This window comes from Streptomyces sp. NPDC002537, from assembly GCF_053594975.1.
This window is the reverse complement of the sequence record NZ_JBSFWT010000069.1, coordinates 1-23408: the sequence shown is the minus strand read 5'-3', so window position 1 is coordinate 23408 and position 23408 is coordinate 1. Positions and strand designations below refer to the sequence as shown.

21 protein-coding genes are annotated in these 23408 nt (G+C 73.4%); 11 read left to right on the top strand and 10 right to left on the bottom strand.

The genetic code is table 11. The features are described from left to right. The 5 genes from ACWD4A_RS26325 to ACWD4A_RS26305 all read right to left on the bottom strand — a co-directional run bounded on the left by ACWD4A_RS26325 (position 1) and on the right by ACWD4A_RS26305 (position 4436). On the bottom strand, positions 1-504 hold the full coding sequence (locus ACWD4A_RS26325) for a methylated-DNA--[protein]-cysteine S-methyltransferase (RefSeq protein WP_451197682.1): 504 nt from the start codon (positions 502-504) through the stop codon (positions 1-3). Positions 505-510: 6 nt separating this feature from the next. Then, entirely contained in the window at positions 511-1986 is a 1476-nt protein-coding gene (locus tag ACWD4A_RS26320) for an AlkA N-terminal domain-containing protein (RefSeq protein WP_451197680.1), read from the bottom strand. Positions 1987-2117: 131 nt separating this feature from the next. Continuing rightward, positions 2118-2681: an isochorismatase family protein gene (locus ACWD4A_RS26315; protein ID WP_451197678.1), complete on the bottom strand. Its 564-nt coding sequence runs from the start codon at positions 2679-2681 to the stop codon at positions 2118-2120. A 37-nt stretch (positions 2682-2718) separates the two neighbouring features. After that, a complete protein-coding gene (locus ACWD4A_RS26310; protein ID WP_451197677.1) occupies positions 2719-3891 on the bottom strand; it encodes an MFS transporter in 1173 nt (390 codons plus the stop codon). Between the two features lie 113 nt (positions 3892-4004). Continuing rightward, positions 4005-4436 (bottom strand): MarR family winged helix-turn-helix transcriptional regulator, encoded by a 432-nt coding sequence (locus tag ACWD4A_RS26305; RefSeq protein ID WP_451197675.1) that lies wholly within the window; start codon positions 4434-4436, stop codon positions 4005-4007. Positions 4437-4599: 163 nt separating this feature from the next. Here ACWD4A_RS26305 and ACWD4A_RS26300 point away from each other — a divergent pair, with 163 nt between their 5' ends. The 4 genes from ACWD4A_RS26300 to ACWD4A_RS26285 are packed head-to-tail and all read left to right on the top strand — an operon-like array spanning position 4600 to position 9183. Then, positions 4600-5442 carry a nitrilase-related carbon-nitrogen hydrolase gene (locus ACWD4A_RS26300; protein WP_451197674.1) on the top strand — a complete coding sequence of 281 codons (843 nt, stop codon included), beginning with the start codon at positions 4600-4602 and terminating at the stop codon, positions 5440-5442. After that, the gene (locus tag ACWD4A_RS26295) at positions 5439-6776 is read left to right on the top strand and encodes an aspartate aminotransferase family protein (protein WP_451197672.1); all 1338 of its coding nucleotides are present in this window, start codon (positions 5439-5441) and stop codon (positions 6774-6776) included. The genes ACWD4A_RS26300 and ACWD4A_RS26295 overlap by 4 nt, the downstream gene beginning before the upstream one ends. Beyond that, the gene (gene hydA, locus ACWD4A_RS26290) at positions 6773-8173 is read left to right on the top strand and encodes a dihydropyrimidinase (RefSeq protein ID WP_451197670.1); all 1401 of its coding nucleotides are present in this window, start codon (positions 6773-6775) and stop codon (positions 8171-8173) included. Before ACWD4A_RS26295 ends, hydA begins: the two co-directional genes overlap by 4 nt. 11 nt (positions 8174-8184) lie before the next feature. Further along, positions 8185-9183: a TIGR03842 family LLM class F420-dependent oxidoreductase gene (locus tag ACWD4A_RS26285; RefSeq protein ID WP_451197668.1), complete on the top strand. Its 999-nt coding sequence runs from the start codon at positions 8185-8187 to the stop codon at positions 9181-9183. A 187-nt stretch (positions 9184-9370) separates the two neighbouring features. Here the strand turns inward: ACWD4A_RS26285 and ACWD4A_RS26280 are convergent, their stop codons facing one another. Continuing rightward, on the bottom strand, positions 9371-10426 hold the full coding sequence (locus ACWD4A_RS26280; RefSeq protein ID WP_451197667.1) for a lipoate--protein ligase family protein: 1056 nt from the start codon (positions 10424-10426) through the stop codon (positions 9371-9373). 241 nt (positions 10427-10667) lie between these two features. Between ACWD4A_RS26280 and ACWD4A_RS26275 the strand changes: the two genes are divergently transcribed. From ACWD4A_RS26275 to ACWD4A_RS26260, 4 genes are all read left to right on the top strand, one after another. Continuing rightward, positions 10668-11114: a DUF3761 domain-containing protein gene (locus ACWD4A_RS26275; RefSeq protein WP_451197666.1), complete on the top strand. Its 447-nt coding sequence runs from the start codon at positions 10668-10670 to the stop codon at positions 11112-11114. Between the two features lie 4 nt (positions 11115-11118). Continuing rightward, on the top strand, positions 11119-12930 hold the full coding sequence (locus ACWD4A_RS26270; protein ID WP_451197664.1) for a gamma-glutamyltransferase family protein: 1812 nt from the start codon (positions 11119-11121) through the stop codon (positions 12928-12930). Between the two features lie 85 nt (positions 12931-13015). Next, entirely contained in the window at positions 13016-13843 is an 828-nt protein-coding gene (locus ACWD4A_RS26265; protein WP_451197663.1) for an inositol monophosphatase family protein, read from the top strand. 28 nt (positions 13844-13871) lie between these two features. After that, positions 13872-15287, top strand: a complete 1416-nt coding sequence (locus ACWD4A_RS26260) for a phytoene desaturase family protein (protein ID WP_451197662.1) — start codon at positions 13872-13874, stop codon at positions 15285-15287. A gap of 73 nt (positions 15288-15360) precedes the next feature. Here the strand turns inward: ACWD4A_RS26260 and ACWD4A_RS26255 are convergent, their stop codons facing one another. The 4 genes from ACWD4A_RS26255 to ACWD4A_RS26240 form a co-directional block, all read right to left on the bottom strand. Beyond that, complete coding sequence (locus tag ACWD4A_RS26255; RefSeq protein ID WP_451197661.1) at positions 15361-15945, bottom strand: Clp protease N-terminal domain-containing protein; 585 nt, start codon at positions 15943-15945, stop codon at positions 15361-15363. 95 nt (positions 15946-16040) lie between these two features. Further along, positions 16041-16847, bottom strand: a complete 807-nt coding sequence (locus ACWD4A_RS26250) for a maleylpyruvate isomerase family mycothiol-dependent enzyme (RefSeq protein WP_451197659.1) — start codon at positions 16845-16847, stop codon at positions 16041-16043. A 59-nt stretch (positions 16848-16906) separates the two neighbouring features. Then, positions 16907-18733, bottom strand: a complete 1827-nt coding sequence (gene ggt / locus ACWD4A_RS26245; RefSeq protein ID WP_451197657.1) for a gamma-glutamyltransferase — start codon at positions 18731-18733, stop codon at positions 16907-16909. Between the two features lie 287 nt (positions 18734-19020). Beyond that, positions 19021-19923: an SGNH/GDSL hydrolase family protein gene (locus ACWD4A_RS26240; protein WP_451197656.1), complete on the bottom strand. Its 903-nt coding sequence runs from the start codon at positions 19921-19923 to the stop codon at positions 19021-19023. A gap of 177 nt (positions 19924-20100) precedes the next feature. On the opposite strand from ACWD4A_RS26240, the gene ACWD4A_RS26235 reads away from it, so the two are divergent. From ACWD4A_RS26235 to ACWD4A_RS26225, 3 genes are all read left to right on the top strand, one after another. Next, entirely contained in the window at positions 20101-20931 is an 831-nt protein-coding gene (locus ACWD4A_RS26235; RefSeq protein ID WP_451197654.1) for a TIGR03619 family F420-dependent LLM class oxidoreductase, read from the top strand. Between the two features lie 421 nt (positions 20932-21352). Then, the gene (locus ACWD4A_RS26230) at positions 21353-22984 is read left to right on the top strand and encodes an HAL/PAL/TAL family ammonia-lyase (protein ID WP_451197652.1); all 1632 of its coding nucleotides are present in this window, start codon (positions 21353-21355) and stop codon (positions 22982-22984) included. Positions 22985-23076: 92 nt separating this feature from the next. Next, the coding region (locus tag ACWD4A_RS26225) for an RrF2 family transcriptional regulator (protein WP_451197651.1) at positions 23077-23408 on the top strand (332 nt) is incomplete at its 3' end.

Below are 23408 nucleotides of genomic sequence, written 5' to 3'. Positions count from 1 at the left end.
TCAGAACAGCGGCTGCTGTTCCAGGGGCCCGCTCCCGCCGCGTTCGAAGGCCAGGAGCCTGCGCTTGCGGTCGATGCCCCCGCCGTACCCCGTGAGGCTCCCCGTGGCGCCGACGACGCGATGACAGGGGACGATGATGCCGATGGGGTTCCTGCCGTTCGCGAGGCCGACCGCGCGGGACGCCTTGGGGGCGCCGATGCGGGCGGCGAGTTCGCCGTACGAGAGGGTTTCGCCGTAAGGGATCTCCTGGAGCCCGGCCCACACCCGGTGCTGGAACGGGGTGCCGTCCAGCCGCAGCGGGAGTTCGAACCGGGTCGAATCGCCCGCGAAGTACGCCTCCAGCTGGCGCAGCGCCTCCGTGAACGGCGCGTCGTCGCGCTCCCCGAACGTCTCCTCGGGCGGCCGGTGCCGCTGGCCGGTCATATAGAGGCCGGAGAGGACGCCGTCGGTGGCGACGAGGGTCAGCGGGCCCATGGGGCTGTCGGTGACGGTGTGTACGCGCATGGTGTGTCAGTCCTCGGGCATGTCGTTGATGGGGTGCTCCTGGGCCGCCCACAGGTACTGGACGGCGTACGCCCGCCACGGCCGCCACGCGGCGGCGTGCCGGGTCAGTGCCCCGGGTGTCGCGGGGAGGCCGACGGCGGCGGCGCCGTAGCGGACGCCGAGGTCCGTGGGCACGAAGGCGTCGGGGTCGCCGAGGGCCCGCATCGCGATGACGCCGATGGTCCACGGGCCCATGCCGGGGATCTCGGCGAGCCGGTCGCGGGCCCGTGACCAGTCGCTGCCGACGCCGAGGGCGAGCTCGCCGGCGGCGAGTTCGCGTACGAGCCGCAGGACCGTGGCGCGGCGTGCCGCGGGCATGGCGAGTGCCGCGGGGTCGAGTCCGGCCAGGGCCTCGGCCGAGGGGAAGAGGTGGGTGAGACCGCCGCCCATCGGGTCGTCGACGGGTTCGCCGTGGGCGGTGACGAGGCGGGCCGCGAGGGTGCGTGCCGCGGCGGTCGACACCTGCTGTCCGAGCACGGCCCGTACGGCGAACTCCTCCGGGTCCACGGTGCGCGGCACCCGCCGTCCGGGGGCCTTGGCGACGAGTGGCGCCAACGCCTCGTCGGCGCGCAGCAGTTCGTCGACGGCCTCGGGGTCCGCGTCGAGGTCGAGGAGGCTCCGGCAGCGGCTGATGGCACCGGCGAGGTCGCGCAGGTCGGAGAGGGCGAGCCTGCACTCGATGTGGTCGGGGCGCGGGGCGAGGGCGACGGTGCCGTGGCCGTACGGGAGGCGCAGCGTGCTGCGGTACGCGCCGTCGCGCCACTCCTCCACGCCGGGTACGGCGGTCGCCACGAGGTGGCCGAAAAGGTTGTCGGGGCACAGGGGCGCGCGGAAGGGCAGCCGGAGCGTGAGGACGCCGGGCGCGCCGGCGCTGCGGCCGCGTGCGGCGCGTTCGCGGAGTTCGGTCGGGGTGAGGGCGAAGACCTCGCGCACGGTCTCGTTGAAGGAGCGGATGGAGGAGAAGCCCGCGGCGAACGCGGCGTCCGCCATGGGCAGTTCGCTGGTCTCGATGAGGATGCGGGCGGTCTGGGCGCGCTGGGCGCGGGCGAGGGCGAGGGGTCCGGCGCCGAGCTCGGCGAGGAGCTGGCGCTCGATCTGGCGGGTGCTGTAGCCGAGGCGGGCGGCGAGTCCGGGGACGCCTTCGCGGTCGACCGTGCCGTCGCCGATGAGGCGCATGGCCCGTGCGACGAGGTCGGCGCGTTCGTTCCACTGCGGGGAGCCGGGGCTGGCGTCCGGGCGGCAGCGCTTGCAGGCCCGGAATCCGGCCTGCTGGGCGGCGGCCGCGCTGGGGTAGAAGGTCATGTTCCGGTCCTTCGGCGGCACGGCCGGGCAGCTCGGACGGCAGTAGATGCCCGTGGTGAGCACGGCGGTGTAGAACCATCCGTCGAAGCGGGCGTCCTTGGAGCGGACGGCCCTGGCGCAGCGGTCGAAGTCGGTGTACATGACTCCAGGATCGGTCGTGCGGGCCACGAAGGCTCGCGGAAATCCGACATGAATGTCCGGTGGCCGTGGCGTCCGCGAATCGCCGGGGCGCCCTGCCGTGGGTCGGCGGGGCGCCCGGGACGGTGGTGGGCTCAGGGGTGGGTCCGGCCGAGCAGCTTGAGGATGTTGTCCGTCGTGTCGGTCTCGGCGAGCCGCGGGAGGACCTTCTCCACGGCGCGGCGGTGGATCTCCGGGTCGGGGTCGGTGACGGCGTCGGTGGCGACCGTGACGTGGTAGCCGTGCTCGTGGGCCGCGCGGGCGGTGGATTCGACGCCCGCGCCGGTCGCGATGCCCGCGAGGACGATCTGGGTGACGCCCCGGCGGCGGAGCTGGAGGTCGAGGTCGGTGGCGTGGAAGGCGCCCCAGGTGTGCTTGGTGATCACGATGTCGCTGTCCTGGCGGCCGAGTTCGGGTGCCAGGTCGGCCCAGTCGGCCGGGGGCCGCCCGCCGCGCAGGGGTGCCTCGACACGGCCGGGGGCGGCGCCGACGACACGGACGAGGACAACCGGCAGGCCGCACTCACGGAAGGCGGCGGCGAGCCGGGCACCGCGGGCGAGGATCTCGGCGGAGGGGTGGGCGGTGGGCAGGGCGAGGATGCCCTTCTGAAGGTCGACGAGGACGAGCGCGGTCTTCGGGTCGAGCGTGGTGGCGGGCATGGTGTTCTCCGCTGGTACGTGGTGGGTGTCGGGTGCGTCAGGTGCGGGTGCGCAGGGCGCGGTCGGTGGTGGTCAGGGCGATGAGCAGCAGGCTGAGCACGCCGGTGACGGTGGCGAGGTGGTGCAGTCCGGCGTCGGTGGCCCGTGGTCCGTAGCAGAGCCCGAGGAGGGCGGTGGCGGCGATGGCGCCGAGGTACTGGGCGGTACGCTGGAGTCCGGCCGCGGCGCCGACGCCGCCGGGCGGGGCCTGGGCGTAGACGGCGGCCTGGTTGCCGGTGGAGGTGAGCCCCTGCGGGACGCCGAAGAGGACCGAGGTGAGGAGCAGCGCGGCGAGCGGGGTGCCACCGTGCGCGAGGAGGAGGGCGCCGCTGCCGAGGGCGAGCAGGGCGGCCGCGGTGGTGAGGGGCGCGCGGATGCCCTTCGTACGGGCGCCGAGCAGTGAACAGACGGCCGCCGCACCCGACATGGGGAGCATGACGAGGCCGGTGCGGAGGGACGAGTAGCCGTGCGCTTCCTCCAGCCACTGGGTGAAGCCGTACAGCGTGCAGTAGATGGTGAGGTAGGCGAGCCCGTGCCGCAGGTAGGTGAGGGCGAGGGGCCGGTCGCGCAGGAGCTCCGGCAGCGGGGTGCGTTCGGCGGGCCGTTCGGTGCCGTTCCCCGGCCGGGCGCCGTCGCGTGGCAGCCATCTCAGGCCGAGGACGAGCGGGATCAGGGCGAGCGGCATGTTGACGGCGAAGATGCCGCGCCAGCCGGTGGTGGCGATGAGGACGCCGCCGAGCGCGGGGCCGACGGCGGCGCTGCCGAGCGCGGCGAGGGAGAGTCTGCCGAGGACGGTGCGCGGTGGTTCGCGGCCGGCCCGGAGGGCCTCGGCGCGGAGCATGGCCATGGCCGCGGGGTAGGCGGCGGAGGTGCCGATCCCGAGCAGCGCGCGGGCGGCGATCAGCCAGCCGAAACCGGGGGCCAGCGCTCCGGCCGCGCCCGCGGCGCACACGGCCACGAGGCCGGCGAGGAAGACGCGGCGCGGTCCGAGGAGGTCGGCGAGACGGCCCATGGCGGGCTGGCCGACGGCGCTGGCGAGGTAGAGGGAAGAGACCAGCCAGCCGGTACCGGCGGCGCCGACGCCGAAGTCGTGGCCGATGGCCACGAGGCCGGTGGCGATCGCCGTGGTGTTGACGGGATTGAGGACGGAGCCGAGGAGGAGGGGTGCCATGAACCGGGCCCCGAAGCCGGGTGCGGCTCCGCCGCGGGGCCCGCCCTTCCCTTGTGCCGCCGGGGTGGCGGGCGCGCGCCCGGGACTCCTCGCCCCCCGGCCCGCTCCTCGGCTCACTCCTCGACCAGACGTTTGAGCAGGCGGGTGGCCTCGGCGAGAGTGGCCCGCTCGGCGGGGGCGAGGCGGCGGTCGATGGCGTCCGCGAGCCAGCTGCTCTTGGAGTCCCGCACGGACGCGAGCGCCTCCTCGCCTTCGGCGGTGAGGGAGAAGACGACCTGGCGCCCGTCCGTGGGGTGCGGGGAGCGGGTGACCACGTCCATCTCCTCCAGCGCGCCGAGGATCATGCGCATGGACTGGGGGCGGACGAGTTCGGCGCGGGCGAGGGCGGCGGTCGTGGCGGGGCCGTCGGTGCCGAGGCGGCCGATCACCGCGCGCTGCGAGGGGGTGAGGGCGCCTTGCGGCGAGGCCGTGCGCAGGCGCCTCATGAGCTGGGAGACCGCGGCGGCCAGGTCGGCCGCGGCGCGTTCCTGTTCCTTGTCGGGCATGCCTCCACCGTAAGGAAAGACAGGAAAACTTGCAAGTTTTCCTGTCGTGTTATCCACAGGCGGCGCGCTGGTCTTGCCACCGAGCGTGACGGGCCATACGGTCGCAGGCACACGTGGATCTACGCGTGTCAGCCTGGCTGACGCCCCGGCAAAGGAGCAGCTCATGGCCAATGTTGTGCGCGCCGCGCTGGTTCAGGCGAGCTGGACCGGCGACACCGAGTCGATGATCGCGAAGCATGAGGAGCACGCCCGCGCGGCCGCCGCGCAGGGTGCGAAGGTGATCGGTTTCCAGGAGGTCTTCAACGCCCCGTACTTCTGCCAGGTGCAGGAGAGCGAGCACTACCGCTGGGCGGAGGAGGTGCCGGACGGGCCCACGGTCCGCCGGATGCGGGAGCTCGCCCGGGAGACCGGCATGGTGATCGTCGTGCCCGTCTTCGAGATCGAGCAGTCCGGGTTCTACTACAACACCGCGGCCGTCATCGACGCCGACGGCCGCTATCTCGGGAAGTACCGCAAGCACCACATCCCGCAGGTCAAGGGCTTCTGGGAGAAGTACTACTTCAAACCGGGCAACCTCGGCTGGCCCGTGTTCGACACGGCCGTCGGCAAGATCGGCGTCTACATCTGCTACGACCGGCACTTCCCGGAGGGCTGGCGCGCGCTCGGGCTGGCGGGCGCCCAGCTCGTCTACAACCCCTCCGCCACCTCGCGCGGACTCTCCGCCTACCTCTGGCAGTTGGAGCAGCCCGCCGCGGCCGTCGCCAACGAGTACTTCGTCGCCGCGATCAACCGCGTGGGCCGCGAGGAGTACGGCGACAACGACTTCTACGGCACCTCGTACTTCGTGGATCCGCGCGGCCGGTTCGTCGGTGACGTCGCCAGCGACACCAAGGAGGAACTGGTGGTGCGCGACCTGGACTTCGGCCTGATCGACGAGGTGCGGCAGCAGTGGGCCTTCTACCGCGACCGCAGGCCCGACGCCTACGAGGGGCTGGTCCGGCCATGAGCCCGGACGCCGGGCCGTCCGCCGCCGGCAGGCTGCACATCCGGCACCGGGCCGTCATGCCCGAGTGGCTCGCGCTCTACTACCGCGAGCCGCTGGAGCTCACCCACGGCGAGGGCCGCCATGTGTGGGACTCCGAAGGCCGCCGCTACCTCGACTTCTTCGGCGGCATCCTCACCACGATGACCGCCCACGCGCTCCCCGAGGTCACCAAGGCGGTCGCCGAGCAGGCCGGGCGCATCCTGCACACCTCCACCCTCTATCTAGACCGGCACATGGTCGAGTTGGCGGAGCGGATCGCCTCCCTCTCCGGCATCCCCGACGCGCGCGTCTTCTTCACCACCTCCGGCACCGAGGCCAACGACGCGGCCCTGCTGCTCGCCACCACCCACCGCCGGTCCAACCAGATCCTGGCGATGCGCAACAGCTACCACGGCCGTTCCTTCTCCGCGGTCGGCATCACCGGCAACACCTCCTGGTCGCCCACCAGCCTCTCCCCCCTCCAGACGCTCTATCTGCACGGCGGGGTGCGCACCCGCGGGCCGTACGCCGCGCTGTCCGACGGCGGGTTCATCGCGGCCTGCGTCGCGGACCTGGAGGACATGCTGGGGCAGGCGCACGGCAATGTCGCGGCCCTGATCGCCGAACCGGTGCAGGGCGTCGGCGGGTTCACCTCGCCGCCCGACGGGCTGTACGCGGCGTTCCGGGACGTCCTCGCGCGCCATGGCATCCTGTGGATCTCCGACGAGGTGCAGACCGGCTGGGGCCGCACCGGCGACCACTTCTGGGGCTGGCAGGCGCACGCGGCGAGCGGCCCGCCCGACCTCCTCACCTTCGCCAAGGGCATCGGCAACGGCATGTCCATCGGCGGCGTCGTGGCCCGCGCCGAGGTGATGAACTGCCTCTCCGCCAACTCCATCTCGACGTTCGGCGGCAGCCCGGTGACCATGGCCGCCGGGCTGGCCAACCTCGCCCATCTGCTGGAGCACGACCTCCAGGGCAACGCCCGCCGCGTCGGCGGCCTCCTCGCCGAGCGGCTCCGCGCGGTCGCCGCCGGGCTCCCCGTCGTCCGCGAGGTGCGCGGCCGCGGCCTGATGATCGGCGTCGAGCTGGCCCGGCCGGACGGCTCGCCCGCGCCGGACGCCGCCTCCCTCGCGCTGGAACGCGCCCGCGAGCACGGCCTGTTGATCGGCAAGGGCGGCCGCGAGGCGAACGTCCTGCGCATCGCCCCGCCCCTGAGCCTCACCGTCGCCGAGGCCGAGGAGGGCGCGGCGATCCTCGACGAGACCCTGCGCGAGGTGCAGCGCGCCGCCGACGGAAAGGACCACCGGCCATGACCAGAACGGCCATTCGCGGCGGGCTCGTCATCACCGCCGCCGAGGAGACCCCGGCGGACGTCCTCGTCGAGGACGGCAAGGTCGCCGCCCTGGCCTCGCCCGACAGCACCTTCGCCCAGGGCTGGACCGTGGACCGCACCTTCGACGCCACCGGGAAGTACGTCGTCCCCGGCGGGGTCGACGCCCATACGCACTTCGACTTCCCCTTCGGCGGCACGGCGTCCTCCGACACCTTCGAGACGGGCACCCGCGCCGCCGCGTGGGGCGGCACCACGACCGTCGTCGACTTCGCCGTCCAGCCCCGCGGCGGCGCGCTGCGCGAGGGGCTCGACACCTGGCACGCGAAGGCCCAGGGCACCTGCGCCGTCGACTACGCCTTCCACATGATCCTCTCCGATGTCACCGAGGGCTCGCTGAAGGAGATGGACCTCCTCGTCGGCGAGGGCGTCACCTCGTACAAGCTCTTCATGGCCTACCCCGGGGTGTTCTACAGCGACGACGGGCAGATCCTGCGGGCCATGCAGCGGGCCGCGGGCAACGGCGGGCTGATCATGATGCACGCCGAGAACGGCATCGCCATCGACGTCCTGGTCGAGCAGGCCCTCGCCGCCGGGCACACGGACCCGCGCTATCACGGCGAGGTCCGCAGGGCCCTGCTGGAGGCGGAGGCCACCCACCGGGCCGTCCAGCTCGCCCGCGTGGCGGGCAGCCCCCTCTACGTCGTGCACGTCTCCGCGGAGGAGGCCCTCGCGGAGCTGGCGCAGGCGCGCGACAAGGGCCTGCCGGTCTTCGGCGAGACCTGCCCGCAGTACCTCTTCCTGTCCACCGACAACCTCGCCGAGCCGGGCTTCGAGGGCGCCAAGTACGTCTGCTCGACACCCCTGCGGCCCCGCGAGCACCAGGAGGCCCTCTGGCGCGGGCTGCGCACGGACGACCTCCAGGTCGTCTCCACCGACCACTGCCCGTTCTGCTTCTCCGGCCAGAAGGAGCTCGGCCGCGGTGACTTCTCGAAGATCCCCAACGGGCTGCCCGGCGTGGAGAACCGGATGGATCTCCTCCACCAGGCCGTCATCGAGGGCCGGATCAGCCGCCGCCGCTGGATCGAGATCGCCTGCGCCGCCCCCGCCCGGATGTTCGGCCTCGCCCCGCACAAGGGCGGCATCGCCCCGGGCGGCGACGCCGACATCGTCATCTACGACCCGCACGCCCGGCAGACCCTCTCCGCCGCGACCCACCACATGAACGTCGACTACTCGGCGTACGAGGGCAAGCAGATCACCGGGCAGGTCGAGACCGTCCTCTCCCGCGGCGAACCCGTCATCGAGCGGCGGACGTTCACGGGGCGCGCCGGGCACGGCCGCTACGTCCCCCGCACCACCTGTCAGTACCTCGCGTAAGGAGCACCGCCGTGGACTTCGGACTCGTCCTCCAGACCGACCCGCCCGCCTCCGCCGTGGTGGACCTGATGCGCCGCGCCGAGCGCGCCGGCTTCCGCTACGGCTGGACCTTCGACTCCGCCGTGCTGTGGCAGGAGCCCTTCGTCATCCACAGCCGCATCCTCGACCACACCGAGCGGCTGATCGTCGGGCCCATGGTCACCAACCCCACCACCCGCACCCCCGAGGTCACGGCCTCCACCTTCGCCACGCTCAACGACATGTACGGCAACCGCACGGTGTGCGGCATCGGCCGCGGCGACTCGGCGATGCGGGTGGCCGGGCGCAAGCCCAACACCCTCGCCACCCTGCGCGACGCGATCCGCGTCATCCGCGACCTCGCCGAGGGCCGCGAGGCGGACGTGGGCGGCACGGCGCTGCGGCTGCCCTGGGTGCGGGACGGCAGACTGCCCGTCTGGATGGCCGCGTACGGGCCCAAGGCGCTCGCCCTCACCGGCCAGGAGGCCGACGGCTTCATCCTCCAGCTCGCCGACCCCTTCCTCACCGAGTGGATGGTCAAGGCCGTGCGCACCGCGGCCGCCGACGCCGGCCGCGACCCCGACTCCCTCACCATCTGCGTCGCCGCGCCCGCCTACGTGGGCGACGACCTGGCGCACGCGCGGGAGCAGTGCCGCTGGTTCGGCGGCATGGTCGGCAACCACGTGGCCGACCTGGTCGAGCGCTACGGAGAGCACTCCGGGATGGTTCCCGAGGCCCTCACCGCGTACATCGAGCAGCGGCACGGCTACGACTACAGCCACCACGGCCGGGCCGGGAACCCCTCCACGGACTTCGTGCCGGACGAGATCGTGGACCGCTTCTGCCTCCTGGGACCGGCGGCCGCCCACCGCAAACGGCTGGAGGAGCTACGGGCGTTGGGGGTCGACCAGTTCGCGGTGTACGCGATGCACGATGCGAGGGAGGCGACCATCGACGCGTACGGCAGCGACATCATCCCCGCACTGAGCTGAGGCCGCCCGCGGCGGGGACTCCCCCGGGAGCGTCCACAAGCGCCGGGCGGGCTGAATTCGCCCACTCCACCCGGGTTGTGGGCAGGCGCTCCGCAGGGCGATGAGGGTACCCCCGGCCGGAGGCCGGGGGAGGGTGGGCACAACCCGGCCACCGGCCCGCACCCGACCGGGCATCCGCGGCGCAGCCCTACGGCACCCGCGCCGTCCACTCCGGGGAGGAGAACTTGGTCGCGGCCAGTTCCTCGGCGCGGGCCATCTCCTCCGGGGTGACGGAGCCCTCCGTCAAGCCGTAGCGGCCCCGGAAGGAGGCGATCATGCGCTCGATGACGGTGGCCCGCGGCAGTCCGGTCTGGCGGCGCAGCGGGTCCACCCGCTTCTTGGCGCTCCTGGTGCCCTTGTCGGAGAGCTTCTCCTTGCCGATCCGGAGGACGTCGAGCATCTTGTCGGCGTCGATGTCGTACGCCATGGTCACGTGGTGCAGCACCGCGCCGTCGCCGGAGACCACCCGCTTCTGCGCGGCGCCCGCGATCTTGCCGGCCTCGGTGGCGATGTCGTTGAGGGGCTGGTACCACGCCTTGACGCCCATGCCCTCCAGTGCGCCGAGGACCCAGTCGTCGAGGTAGGCGTAACTGTCGGCGAAGGACAGGCCCTGCACCAGGGCGTCCGGCACGCACAGCGAGTAGGTGATGGTGTTGCCGGGCTCGATGAACATGGCCCCGCCGCCGGAGATCCGGCGGACGACGGTCATCCCGTGCCGCTCGGCGCCCTCGGGGTCGACCTCGTTGCGCAGGGACTGGAAGCTGCCGATGACCACGGCGGGGGCGCCCCACTCCCACACGCGCAGCGTCGGCGGGCGGCGTCCGGCCGCGACCTCGGCGGTGAGCACCTCGTCCAGGGCCATGTGCAGGGCCGGGGCCTGCGGGCCGTCGTGGATGAGCTGCCAGTCGTAGTGGTGCCAGTCGGTGGCCTGCGCCAGCGCGCGGCGGACGGCGATGCCCACGGCCTCGGCGGAGAAGCCGAACATCACCGTGCCCTCGGGCAGGGCCGCGTCGATGCGCGCGGCGAGTTGCGGGGCGGGGGTGTCGGCGGGCGCGCCCTCCAGGGCCCGGTTGATGTCGAGGAGGGCCTCGTCCGGTTCGAGGAAGAAGTCACCGGCCACCCGGACGTGACGCAGCGCCCCGTCCTCGACCTCCAGGTCCACGACGACGAGCTTTCCGCCCGGAACCTTGTATTCGCCGTGCACGGCTGTGTCCTTCCACTCGTTCTCCCCGGTCGGCCACCCGGCCGACAGCGGAATCAACCGTAACTCCATCAACCGCTGTCACTCCCGTGGGTAACCGCCTACACTCTGTGTACCCCACACGCATTCATTGTTCTTCCCCCCACCCCACTCCCCCGGTCTGCCGGGCGTCGGCTCGTGACCGGGGGCGGGGCCATGCGCGGAACCGTTCCGCGCAGCAGCCGTTCGAGGGGGGAACCCGAACGTGAGCACATCCATGGCGCGCCGGGCGATACGGGCCGGTGCGGCCCTCGCCGCCGCGCTGACCCTGGGCTTCGGCGCGGTCGCCTGCGACGACTCCGCCGAGCCCGCCGGCACCAAGCCGACACCGTCCGCGTCGGCCCCGGCCACTCCGGCCGGGACACCCGAGCCCGAGCCGACGCGGTCCTCGCCGTCGCCCGAGCCGGGCAGCGCGTCACCGACGCCGCCCGCACCCGCGCCCACGCCGAAGGAGGAGGCACCTGCCTCGGCCGGCGGCTCGACGACGACAGGCGGGACGACGGCGACAGGCGGCTCGGGGTCGACCGGAGGGTCGCACTCCGGCGCCTCCGCCGTCTGCAACGACGGTTCGACGTCCTACTCCGCGCACCGCAGGGGCACTTGCTCCCACCACGGCGGTGTTGCGCAGTGGTTGAAGGATCTGCCTTCCTAGGGTCATGTTCACGACGCGGCCCACACTCCAGGGCACTTTCGGGATGGTCTCGTCCACCCACTGGCTGGCCTCGCAGTCGGCGATGGCCGTGCTGGAGGGCGGGGGCAACGCCTTCGACGCAGCCGTGGCGGCGGGCTTCGTCCTCCAGGTGGTCGAGCCGCACATGAACGGGCCCGCCGGCGAGGTGCCCGCCGTCATCGCCCCGGCTGGCGGCCCCGTGCGGGTGCTGTGCGGTCAGGGCCCGGCCCCCGCCGGGGCGAGCATCGCGCACTACACCGCGCTCGGGCTGACCCTCGTCCCCGGCACCGGGCCCCTGGCGGCCGCGGTGCCGGGCGCGTTCGACGCCTGGATGCTGCTGCTGCGCGACCACGGCACCAAGCCGCTCCCGGAGATCCTGTCGTACGCCATCGGGTACGCGGAGAGCGGCCACGCCCCCGTCGGCGCGGTGACCCGCACCGTGCGGGCCGTACGCGAGCTGTTCACCGAGGAGTGGACGGCGTCCGCCGAGCTGTACCTGCCCGGCGGGCGTCCGCCCGCGCCCGGCCGGCTCCTCCGCAACCCCGCGCTCGCGGCCACCTGGCGCCGCCTCCTCGCCGAGGCCGAGGCGGCGGGCGGCAGCCGGGAGCGGCGCATCGACGCGGCCCGCCGCGTCTGGCGCGAGGGCTTCGTCGCCGAGGCCCTCGTCCGGGCCGCCGCCCGCCCCACCCTCGACTCCTCCGGCGAGCGGCACGCCGCCCCGCTCACCGGTGACGACCTCGCGGGCTTCCGGGCCGGTTACGAGGACCCCGTCACATACGACTGGAACGGCTGGACCGTCTGCAAGGCCGCCGCCTGGTCCCAGGGCCCGGTGTTCCTCCAGCAGCTCGCGTTGCTCGACGGCGCACCGGAGTACGGCACTCCGGACTATGTCCACGCCCTGATCGAGGGCGGCAAGCTCGCCATGGCGGACCGTGAGGCGTGGTACGGCGACGCCACCGGCGACGTCCCCCTGCCCGAACTCCTCTCGGACGGCTACAACACCGCCCGCCGCGCGCTGATCGGCGGGACCGCCTCGTACGAGCTGCGCCCCGGCAGCCCCGGGGGCCGGGCCCCGCGCCTTCCCCGGTACGCGCACGAGGCCGCGGCGCTCCCGCACGTGCCGCTCCTGGCGGGAGCGGGCGAGCCGACCGTCGCGTCCGGCGACGAACCCGCCGTCGGCCCCGACGGCGTGACCCGCGGCGACACCTGCCACCTCGACGTCGTCGACCGCTGGGGCAACATGGTCTCCGCGACGCCCAGCGGCGGCTGGCTCCAGTCCAACCCGGTCGTCCCCGAGCTCGGCTTCCCCCTCGGCACCCGGCTCCAGATGGCCTGGCTCGAACCCGGGCTGCCCAACTCCCTCACCCCCGGACGGCGTCCGCGCACGACGCTGACGCCGTCCCTCGCGCTGCGCGGCGGCGAGCCGGTGCTGGCGTTCGGCACGCCCGGCGGCGACCAGCAGGACCAGTGGCAGCTGCACTTCTTCCTCGCCGTGGCGCTGCGCCCGCCGTGGCGCGGCGGCCTCGACCTCCAGGGCGCGATCGACGCGCCCAACTGGCACCAGGAGTCGTTCCCCGGCTCCTTCTACCCGCGCGCCATGCGGCCCGGCGCCGTCACCGTGGAGGAGCGGATCGGCGAGCCGGTCGTCAAGGAGCTGCGCCGCCGGGGCCACGAGGTGACCGTCGGCGGACCCTGGTCGGAGGGGCGGCTGTGCGCGGTGGCCCGCGACCCGGAGACCGGGGTGCTGTCGGCGGCCGCCAATCCGCGCGGCATGCAGGGCTACGCGGTCGGCCGCTGACCGGGAGGAACGGCGTTCACCTGAAGGCCGTCGTGTGTCCACCGCCACGCCCCCGGTTGTCGGTGGGGCGTGGTTCGATGGACTTATGATCGATGACTTTCTCGCAGGTGATCTGAACGACGTCGAGGAGGCGGTCCGCAAGGCGGCCGCCGCCGAGATCATGCCGCGTTTCCGGCAGCTCGCCGCGCACGAGATCGTCCAGAAGAACGGCCCGCACGACCTGGTGACCGTCGCCGACCGGCTCGCCGAGGAGCACCTCACCGCCTCGCTCACGGCCCTGCTGCCCGGCTCCGTCGTCGTCGGCGAGGAGGCCGTGCATGCCGACCCGGGCATCCTCGACGCCCTGCGCGGCGACGCCCCGGTATGGATCGTGGACCCGGTCGACGGCACGCGGCAGTTCGTGCACGGGGACCCCGGCTTCACCACCCTCGTCTGCCTCGCCCGGCGCGGCGAGCTGCTCGCCTCCTGGACGTACGCGCCCGCCCTGGAGCTGATGGCCGTCGCCCGCCGCGGCGGCGGCGCCCTGCTCAACGGCACCCCGCTGCACGCGGGCTCGCCCGAGCCCGGCAAGGTCCTCGAAGTGGCCACCTCGCACTTCGACTTCACCGACGACGAGCAGAAGCGCGTCCTCGCGACGCTGCGCACGGAGGGCATCGCGCCGCGCCCCTGCGGCTCCGCCGGGCTGGAGTACCTGAACGTGGCACGCGGCCTCATCGACGGCGTGGCGTTCTCGTGGGAGAACGCGTGGGACCACGCCACCGGGCTGCTGCTGGTCGCCGAGGCGGGCGGGGCGAGTGCCACGGTCGCGGGCGAGCCGTTCCGGATAGCGGGCGGCAACGCCCTGCCATTCGCCGCCGCGCGGGACGAGGTGACGCTCCGGCATATCCTGGGGCTGCTGGCGTCCGCCGGCTGATCCACGGGGACGAGGGGAGTTGCGTCCGGTGCCCACCATGCTCGACGCGGTCGTCGTAGGTGCCGGGCCCAATGGGCTGACGGCCGCGGCCGAACTGGCCCGCCGGGGCCTGTCCGTGGAGGTGTTCGAGGCCGCGGGCGCGATCGGCGGCGGGACGCGCACCGAGGAGCTCACGCTCCCCGGCTTCCGCCACGATCCGTGCTCCGCGGTGCACCCGCTCGCCGCGGGCTCGCCCGCCTTCACCAGGATGCCGCTGCACCGGCACGGCCTGGAGTGGATCCACCCCGAGCTGCCCATGGTGCACCCCTTCCCCGACGGCGACGCCGCCGTCCTGTCCCACAGCGTGGGCGAGACGGCGCTGTCGCTGGGGCCGCGCGACGCCGGTGCGTACCGGCGGCTGGTCACGCCCTTCCACGGCCGGTGGGACACGGTGGCCGCCGACTTCCTGCGCACGGCGTGGCTGGGGCTGCCCAGCGATCCGGTGCTGTACGCGCGTTTCGGCCTGTTCGCCGCGCAGCCCGCGGCTCTGCTGACGCGGCGCTTCCAGGACGCGAAGGCCCGCGCGCTGTTCGCGGGGCTCGCGGCGCACGGCATCGCGCCGCTGACGGGCTTCGGCACCGGAGGCATGGCCCTGATCTTCGCGCTGGCCGCGCACGCGGGCGGCTGGCCCGTGCCGCGCGGCGGCTCGCAGTCGATCGCCGACGCCCTCGGCTCGTACATCCGCGAGCAGGGCGGCGCGCTGCACACGGACTTCGAGGTCAAGCGGCTGGACGACCTGCCGCCCGCCCGCGCGTACGTCTTCGACACCTCGCCGACCGCGCTCGCCCGCATCGCCGGGCTGGGCGACGCGTACGAGCACTTCCGCTACGGCCCGAGCGTATTCAAGATCGACTACGCGCTGAGCGGTCCCGTGCCGTGGACGTCGGAGGCCGCCCGCCGGGCCGGTACGGTCCATGTCGGGCCGACGTACGGGGAGATCGACGCCGCGCTCGGCGCCGCGCTCCACGGCGACGACCCCTCGGTGCCCTTCCTCATCACCTCGCAGCCCAGCATCATCGACCCCACGCGGGCACCGGAGGGCAAGCACACGTTCTGGGTGTACGGGCATGTGCCCAACGGCTGGCGGGGGGACGCCACAGAGGTGATCGAGCGCCAGATCGAGCGGTTCGCGCCGGGCTTCCGCGATCTGGTGCTGGCCCGCGCGACGGCCGGGCCGCCGGAACTGGCCGCCCGCAACGCGAATTACGTGGGGGGCGACATCGCCACCGGCTCGGTCGCGGGGCTGCGGCTGCTGATCCGGCCGAAGCTCGCGCGGGTCCCGTACGCGACGGCGCGGCCGAACGTCTTCCTCTGCTCGTCGGCCACGCCTCCCGGGCCCGGGGTGCACGGCATGTCCGGGCACCACGCGGCGCGGGCGGTCTGGCGGCGGCTCCGGGAGCGCTGAGCGCTCCGCGGGACGTACGGAACCGCGCCCCTTAAGGGGCGCGGGGACCGCGTCGGGCTTCCACCACCACGGGTTACGCGGCGTACTGCGCGAGGTCGGCCAGGGCCTCCGCCCGTACGGTCTCCAGATCCGTGCCCAGGTGACGGAGGATCCGGACGATCACCTCGTCCTCGGGGTGGAGGATGCCGTACAGCACGTGCTCGGGCGCGATGCGGCTGTCCCGCTGCGGCACGGGCATCTCGCCCGCGTCCTCCAGCGCCCGCTTGCCGTTCAGCGTGAACGGCAGGTGCTCCTGCAGCTGCCGTTCACGCACCACTGCCGGGTCCTCCTGCGGTTCGGCGGCCTTGCGGCGGCCGAAGAGCGACCGCCGCCGCTTGGGCTCGGGGGCGGCCTCCCCGGGCAGCAGGATGCCGAACTCGCGCAGGCCCGCCGCGTCCTTCGCGGACAGGCCCTCGCCGTCGCGCACCGCGGCGACGAGGGCCTCCCGGCAGGCCTCGGCGGTGATGCCGCAGCGGGTCAGCGCGGCCGGTGTGCAGCCCTCGTGGAAGAGAGCGAGCAGCAAGTGTTCGCTGCCGATCCACGGGTGCCGCAGCTCCCGGGATATCCCCTGCGCGCGGACGACCGCCATCCGCGCGTCCAACGTCAACCGCTCGAACATGCCTTGCCTACTTCCTGAAGTGCTCACCGCGGGCCCGGCTCTCGACGGACCCGCGCGTCAACCTACCGTGACGCGCGGGCCTCCGGGCCCGGAGGTCACCGCGGAGGGACGAGGTCGAAGTAGCGGTCGAGCACGCCCCGGTCGCCCGCCACGTCGAGCCGGTCCGCCGGGACCCGGCCCCAGAGGAACAGCGCCAGGTCCGACGCCGTACCGGCCAACTCGACGTCGGCGCCGGGCCCTTCGCCCTCGGTGAGCCGGATCGCGGAGCCGTCGAAGTGGACGGCCCAGTCGCCGTCGCCGTCCGTCCGCCGGAACCGGAACCGCTCGCCCGCGGCCGGGGGGAGCTGCCGCCAGGCCCGCCGGGCGGGCGCCATCACCTCGAAGGTGTGGGCGACGGCGTCCGCCGCGAGTTCCGCGGCGAGCGGCCGGGCGACGCCGAGCGCGTTCTCGGCGTCCCAGCGGTGCACGGCCGTTTCGACGGTCTGTATCCGCGTCCAGAACGCGACGCTGCCGTCCGCTCCCCACGACCAGACGGTCTTCGCCGGGTCGGCCGTCCGCAAGGTCTCCTCCAGGGCGGCGGCCCCGGCGGCGAACCAGTCGGCCATGGCCGCGGGCACCGGACCGGCGTTCGGCGCCCGCTCCGGATCGGGCCAGCCCCGGTGCTCCGCCGGGATCCCGAGGCCCGGTCGGTCCAGGGAGAACTTCGCGTCGGCCGGGGGCGCGCCGAGGCCGTGGGCGACGACGGCGGTGACGTAGCGGTGGACGCCGCCGAGGTGCAGCGCGAGGTCGGCGAGCGACCACTCGGGACAGGTGGGCACCACGGGCGCCGGCGCGTCGGCCGCCCCGCGCAGGGCGGTCCCGAAGGCCGCCGCCTCGTGGTGGAAGTGCCGGAGAAAGTCCATGACCCTTGTCTCCCCCGCCCCGCCCCGTCCCGAACGGGGTTCCGGGCCCCCGATGGCGGTCAGTGCTTCGGCAGCGGGCCGTCCGGGTGGACGACCAGGGCGGAGCCGCCGCCGCGGCGGACCCGCTCGGCGGCGGCCACCCACCGTCCGTCGGGCAGCCGCTGGACGCCCGTCGCGGCCCCGATCTCCGGGTTCTCCTTGAAGACGTGCCCGAGGGCTTCGAGGCGGCCGCGCAACGGGCTGTTCCACAGGCCCGGTTCCAGTTCGGTCGCCGTGGCGTTGCGCTGGCTGGCGCGCGGCGCCGCGATCGCGTCGACGAGCGGCATGCCCCGGTCGACGTGGTTGAGGAGGGTCTGCAGCGCTGTCGTGATGATCGTCGCGCCGCCGGGCGAGCCGAGCGCGAAGGCGGGCCTGCCGTGGTCGAGAACGATCGTCGGCGAGATGGAGGACCGCGGCCGCTTGCCCGGACCCGGCAGGTTCGGGTCGTGGACGCCCGGGGCCACGGGCACGAAGGAGAAGTCGGTCAGCTCGTTGTTGAGCAGGAACCCCCGCCCGGGGACGGTGATGCCGCTGCCGCCGGTCTGCTCGATGGTGAGGGTGTACGCGACGACGTTCCCCCACTTGTCGGCGACCGTCAGGTGAGTGGTGTTCTCGCCCTCGTACGGTGTGGCGGCGGCCCTGCCGCGGGAGCCGCAGGACACCGGGTGGCGGGGATCGCCGGGTGCGAGCGGGCTGGTCAGTACGGACTTGTCCGAGATCAGGCAGGCGCGCGCGGCGGCGAACGCCTTCGACGTGAGCGCCTTGGTGGGCACGTTCTCGAACGCCGGGTCGCCGACCCAGCGGTTGCGGTCGGCGAAGGCGATCCGGCTCGCCTCGATGTAACGGTGCAGGTAGGTCTGCTCGCTCAGCTTCGAGAGGTCGCCGTGTTCGAGGATGTTGAGGGCCTCGGCGACCGCCGTGCCGCCGGAGGACGAGGGGGCCATGCCGTAGACGTCCAGCCCGCGGTAGGAGGTGCGGGTCGGGGCCTGCTCCTGGACCGCGTACGCGCGCAGGTCCCACTCCGTCAGGTCGCCGGGGCGCGCGACCCGGTGCGCCTTGGGGTCGACGGGGGGCTTGCGCACGGTCCGCAGGAGGTCGCGGCCGAGTTCGCCGCGGTAGAGGGCGTCGGTGCCCCGCTTGCCCAGCAACTCATAGGTGCGGGCGAGGTCGGGGTTCTTGAGGGTGCTGCCGACGGCGGGGAGCCGCCCTCCGGGCAGGAAGAGCGCGGCGGTCGCCGGGAAGTCCCTGAAGCGCGCCTCGTTGTCGGCGGTCTGCCGGCGGAAGGTGGCGTCGACCGTGAAGCCGTCGCGCGCGATGCGCTCGGCGGGCCTCAGCACCTGTGCGAGGGACCGGCTGCCCCAGGTGCGCAGGGCCTTGTCCCAGGTCGCGGGCGTGCCGGGGGTGCCGACGCTGAGCCCGCTGGTCACGGCGTCGGCGAACGGCAGGGGCTGCCCCTTCTCCAGGAAGAGGCCCTTGTCGGCGCTGAGCGGGGCGCGTTCCCTGCCGTCGAGGGTGGAGACGCGGTGCCGCTTGGCGTCGTAATAGACGAAGTAGCCGCCACCGCCGACGCCCGCCGAGTACGGCTCGGTGACGCCGAGGGCGGCGGCGGTGGCCACGGCGGCGTCCACGGCGTTGCCGCCCTTGCGCAGCACCTCGATCCCGGCGGCCGACGCGTCCGCGTCGACGCTGGCCACGGCGCCGCCGTAACCGGCGGCGACAGGAGTCTTCTCAGGTGTGCGGGCCACGGGTGCGGCGGCGGCGGGTGCGACGCCGAGGCCGGCCAGCAGGCCGGCCGTGGCGACGAGTACGGGCAGACGGCGGTGTGCGGTCGTTCTCGCGCGGACCATCCCTACCTCCTGGCGGGGCCGACCTGACCCCTTCGGGGCGCGCCACGCTACCCCGGAGCCCGGGGGTCCGTCACCCGTTTCGGGGCTTCGCCCCGGACCCCGCAACACGGCTCCGCCGCGTTGTCCTCAATCGCCGGACGGGCTGGATTTGCGGACCGTAGCCCGTAACCTGCGGGCAAATCAGCCCGTCCGGCGATTGAGGACGCGGCCGCAGGCCGCTCCCGCCGCTGGGGGTACCCCCGGACGGAGTCTGGGGGAGGCAAACGACCCTCAGTCGACAACGCGACTCAGCGACCGCCGCGCGTCACCGAATTGAGCACCGCCCCAGCCATCGCCGCCTCCCCCTTCGCATTGGGGTGGAAAGGAGCCGCCGGGCTCGACGGGCTGACGCCCTCGACCCAGCGGTCGGCGGCCGGGGTGCACACGTCGTGGCCGACGGTCGGCGCGTACGTGTCGGCGTAGCGGACGTTCGCCTTGCCCGCCTGCACCTTGAGCATCGCGTTGAGCTTCTTCTCCGTGTCGCGGAGGTAGGGGACGTCGCCCTTGGCGATCGGGACGGCCGGGAAGCAGCCGATGCCGTTGTCCGGCATGATCGAGGGGTAGCCCACGAGCGCGACGCGGGCGCGCGGCGCCTTCTGGTGCACGGCCTTCAGCACCTTGGCGATCTTGGGCGCGGCGTCCGCGATGCGCGCGGTCAGCTGGTCGCTGCCGTCGGCGGCCGTGTACTGCTTCTTGCAGGGCGTGCCCGTGGGGTCGGTCACGGACAGCTTGGCGCAGGTTCCGATGATGTCGCCGAAGCCGATGTCGTTGCCGCCGATACCCACAGTGACGAGTGTGGTGCGCTTGTCGAGGGCGTCGAGCTGGGGCGGGTTGGCGCCCTGCGCGCGCCACATGTCGTCGGTCTTCGCGCCGCTGCAGCTGACGTCCTTGAAGGTCGCCGTGCGCAGCTTCGCGGCGGTCAGCGCCGGGTAGTTGACGCTGGAGCGGGCGCAGTCGCCGCCGGTCTGCACCGGGATGCCGGGGCCCGCGGTGTAGGAGTCGCCGAGGGCGACGTAGCGCTCGCCGCCACGGTTCGCCTGCGGGGCCTCGGCCGCCGTCGCGGGGGTGGCGGCCGCCGCCAGGGCCGCGACGGCGCCGAACGCCGCCAGCGCCTTCCCGTACTGCCCGCCGCGTCCGTGCGCCTGTGCCACTACTGCCTCCGAAGTCGTGCTCTGCGTGTGATGCGACGCAAGACTCGCCTCGTCGTGACCGTCTGTCAACGTGGCTCAATGGGGAAGCCTCCGGAATCAAGCCCCGCCCAGCCGCGTTGTCCTCCGCACATCGCCCGGCGCAGCCGAAACGCGCAGCCGAAACGCAAGGAGTTCCTCATGCGTCTGCACGTCGTCCTTCCCGACGAGTCCGCCGATATGCCCGTGTCCGGGCTGGTGGAGCTGGGGCGGGAAGCGGAGGAGCTGGGGTTCGCCGGGGTGTGGCTTCCCGATCATCTTCTGCCGCCCGGGGAGTACGGGGCCGTGTACGGCGGGGTCTACGAGCCGCTCGTCACGCTCGCCCATCTCGCGGCCGTGACCACCCGCGTCACCCTGGGCACTTCCGTGCTCGTCCTGCCCCTGCGCGATCCCCTGTCCCTGGCCAAGCAGACCGCCACACTGGCCCATCTGAGCGGCGGCCGGTTCGTCCTGGGGATCGGGACCGGCTGGCAGGAGTACGAGTTCGAGGCGGCCGGGGCGGACTTCGCCCGGCGCGGCGCCCGTACCACCGCGGCCCTGCGGCTCGTCCGCCACCTGCACACCCAGGGCGGCGGGCCGTACGAGGACGAGTTCCACCGCTTCGACGAGCGCGCCGTCTTCCGGCCCGTCCCGGCGGCACCCGTGCCGTTCCTGATCGGCGGGAACTCCGACGCGGCTCTGCGTCGCGCCGCGCGGGCCGGCGATCTGTGGCAGGGCTTCGGCCTGTCGCCCGAGGAGTTCACCGAACGCCGCGAGCGGCTGCGGGAGCTGGGCGGGGAGCGGGTCTCGGCGGGGGCCCGGGACGACTGGAACGACGACGCGCGACCGCTCGACGACGTGGTACGCCGCGTACGGGACTGGGAGCGGGCCGGTCCCGACGACCTGGCGCTGCACTTCGGCCCCGTCGACGGGTTCGGCCGCCGGATGCGGGCGCTGGCGGCCCGGCTGCCGGAGCTCCTGACGCGGGGCTGACGCACCTTTCTCCGGCGATTCCCTCCTGCCCCCCCTGTGATCAAGGCCATAGTCCCGCGATTCAACAATGTTGGTAGATTTCGAGTACCGCCGCATCGCGGTCGAGTTCGAACCGGGGGGACGAACTGATGAATTCTCAGCACGCCACCGTCCCGGCGGCCGGCGCCGCGCACCGCTCCTGCTCCGCCCTTCTGTAGACGGGCCGACGGCACCTCCGTCTGCTTCCCGTCGGCGCGAGCCCGCAGCGCGATCCCACCCCCGCGCCGCATTCCCCTGATTCGGCCGGTTCATCGGTTTCCACGATTCCGTCGATCTCGTCGATTCCACGCCACCCGCGTACCCGAGCGCGACAAGGCGGCCACGCCACACATCGTCGGCCGCCGCGCTCCGCTCCACCCCCACGGAAGGAATTACGCACATCATGCATGGCTCCACGGCCGCACAGTCCGACGCCCGCAAGACCGAACTCGCCATCGACGGGCACACCCTGACGGTGAGTGATGTCGTTTCCGCCGCGCGGGGGAAGGACGCGCCCCGCGTCACCCTCTCCGAGGACACGGTGCGCCGCATGCTCATGTCGATCGAGCTGAAGGGCCAGGTCATCGAGGCCGGTATCCCGGTGTACGGGGTGACGTCCGGCTTCGGCGACAGCAACACCCGCCAGATCTCCGGGAAGAAGGCGGAGGACCTCCAGAAGAACCTCATCCGCTTCCTCTCCTGCGGCATCGGTCCCGTCGCGAACGAGGACGTCATCCGCGCCACGATGGTCATCCGGGCCAACTGCCTCGCCCGCGGCTACTCGGCGGTCCGCCCCGAGGTCGTCGAGCTGCTCCTGGAGTGCCTCAACCGGGACGTCCTGCCGCCCATCCCCGAGCGCGGTTCGGTCGGCGCGAGCGGTGACCTGGTGCCGCTGAGCTACATCGCGTCGGTCGTCACCGGCCAGGGCCGCGCCCTGCACGAGGGCGAGGAGAAGAGCTCGGCGGACGCCCTGGCGGCGGCCGGCCTGGAGCCCGCGGTGCTGGAGGCCAAGGAGGGCCTGGCACTGGTCAACGGCACCTCCTTCATGTCCGGGTTCGCGGCGCTGGCCCTCCACGACGCCGGTGAGCTGGCCTTCGCGGCCGACCTGTGCACCGCGCTGGCCTCGCAGGTGCTCCAGGGCAACCCGATGCACTTCGCGCCGTTCATCTTCGACCAGAAGCCGCACACCGGCACGCGCCGCAGCGCGCACACCATCCGCGAGCTGCTCGGCGACCCCGAGGACCGCGACCCGGGCGTCGCGCAGCGCGACGCGTCGCTGTCCGAGGCGGGCTTCCGCGAGCTGGAGGAGCCGATCCAGGACCGCTACTCGATCCGCTGCGCGCCGCACGTGATCGGTGTGCTCCACGACACCCTGGACTGGGCCACCAACTGGGTGGACATCGAGATCAACTCGACCAACGACAACCCGCTGTTCGACACCGAGGCCGGTGTCGTCCGCAACGGCGGCAACTTCTACGGCGGCCACGTCGGCCAGGCCATGGACTCCCTCAAGACCGCGGTCGCCAGCGTCGCCGACCTGCTCGACCGCCAGCTCGAACTGATCGTGGACGAGAAGTTCAACAACGGCCTCACGCCGAACCTGATCCCCAGGTTCGAGGCCGACAGCTGGGACGCGGGCATGCACCACGGCTTCAAGGGCATGCAGATCGCCGCCTCCGGCCTCACCGCCGAGGCGCTGAAGAACACCATGCCCGCGACCTCGTTCTCCCGCTCGACCGAGGCCCACAACCAGGACAAGGTCAGCATGGCGACCATCGCGGCGCGGGACGCCCGTACGGTCGTGGAGCTGGTCCGCCAGGTGACCGCGATCCACCTGATAGCCCTCGCCCAGGCCGCGGACCTCCGTGGCACGGAGCGGCTCAGCGCCCCGACGAAGGCGGCGTACGAGCTGGTCCGCTCGGTCTCCCCGACGATGGAGGGCGACCGTCCGCTGGAGGGTGACATCCAGCGCGTCGCCGCGCTCGTCGCCTCCGGCGAGCTGCGCGCCGCCGCCGAGGCCGCGCTGGCCGAGTGACACCCGCGGGTGCCCCCGGAGCCCCGGTGCGGGGCTCCGGGGGCACCCGCATTTAATTGACCTCTCAGATTCCAATTAGCTACAGTCGAACTGTGCGACTCACCAAGGGCACCGACATCGCGCTGCGCATCGCCATGCGCCTCGCGGTCGCGGGCGACGAGGAGGCGCCGACCACCCGGGAGGTGGCCGGCGCGGTCGGCGTGCCGTACACCCACGCCGCGAAGGTGGTCAGCAGGCTCCAGCACCTGGGGGTCGTCGAGGCCCGCCGGGGCCGCGGCGGCGGGCTCACGCTCACCGCGGCGGGACGGACGGCCTCGATCGGCCGGCTGGTGCGCGAGCCTGATACAGCCTCGGCGCGGGTGCCCTGGTCGAGCACGGAGATCGTCACTCCACACGATACCGATGCCCGCTTCGCCCACCATCC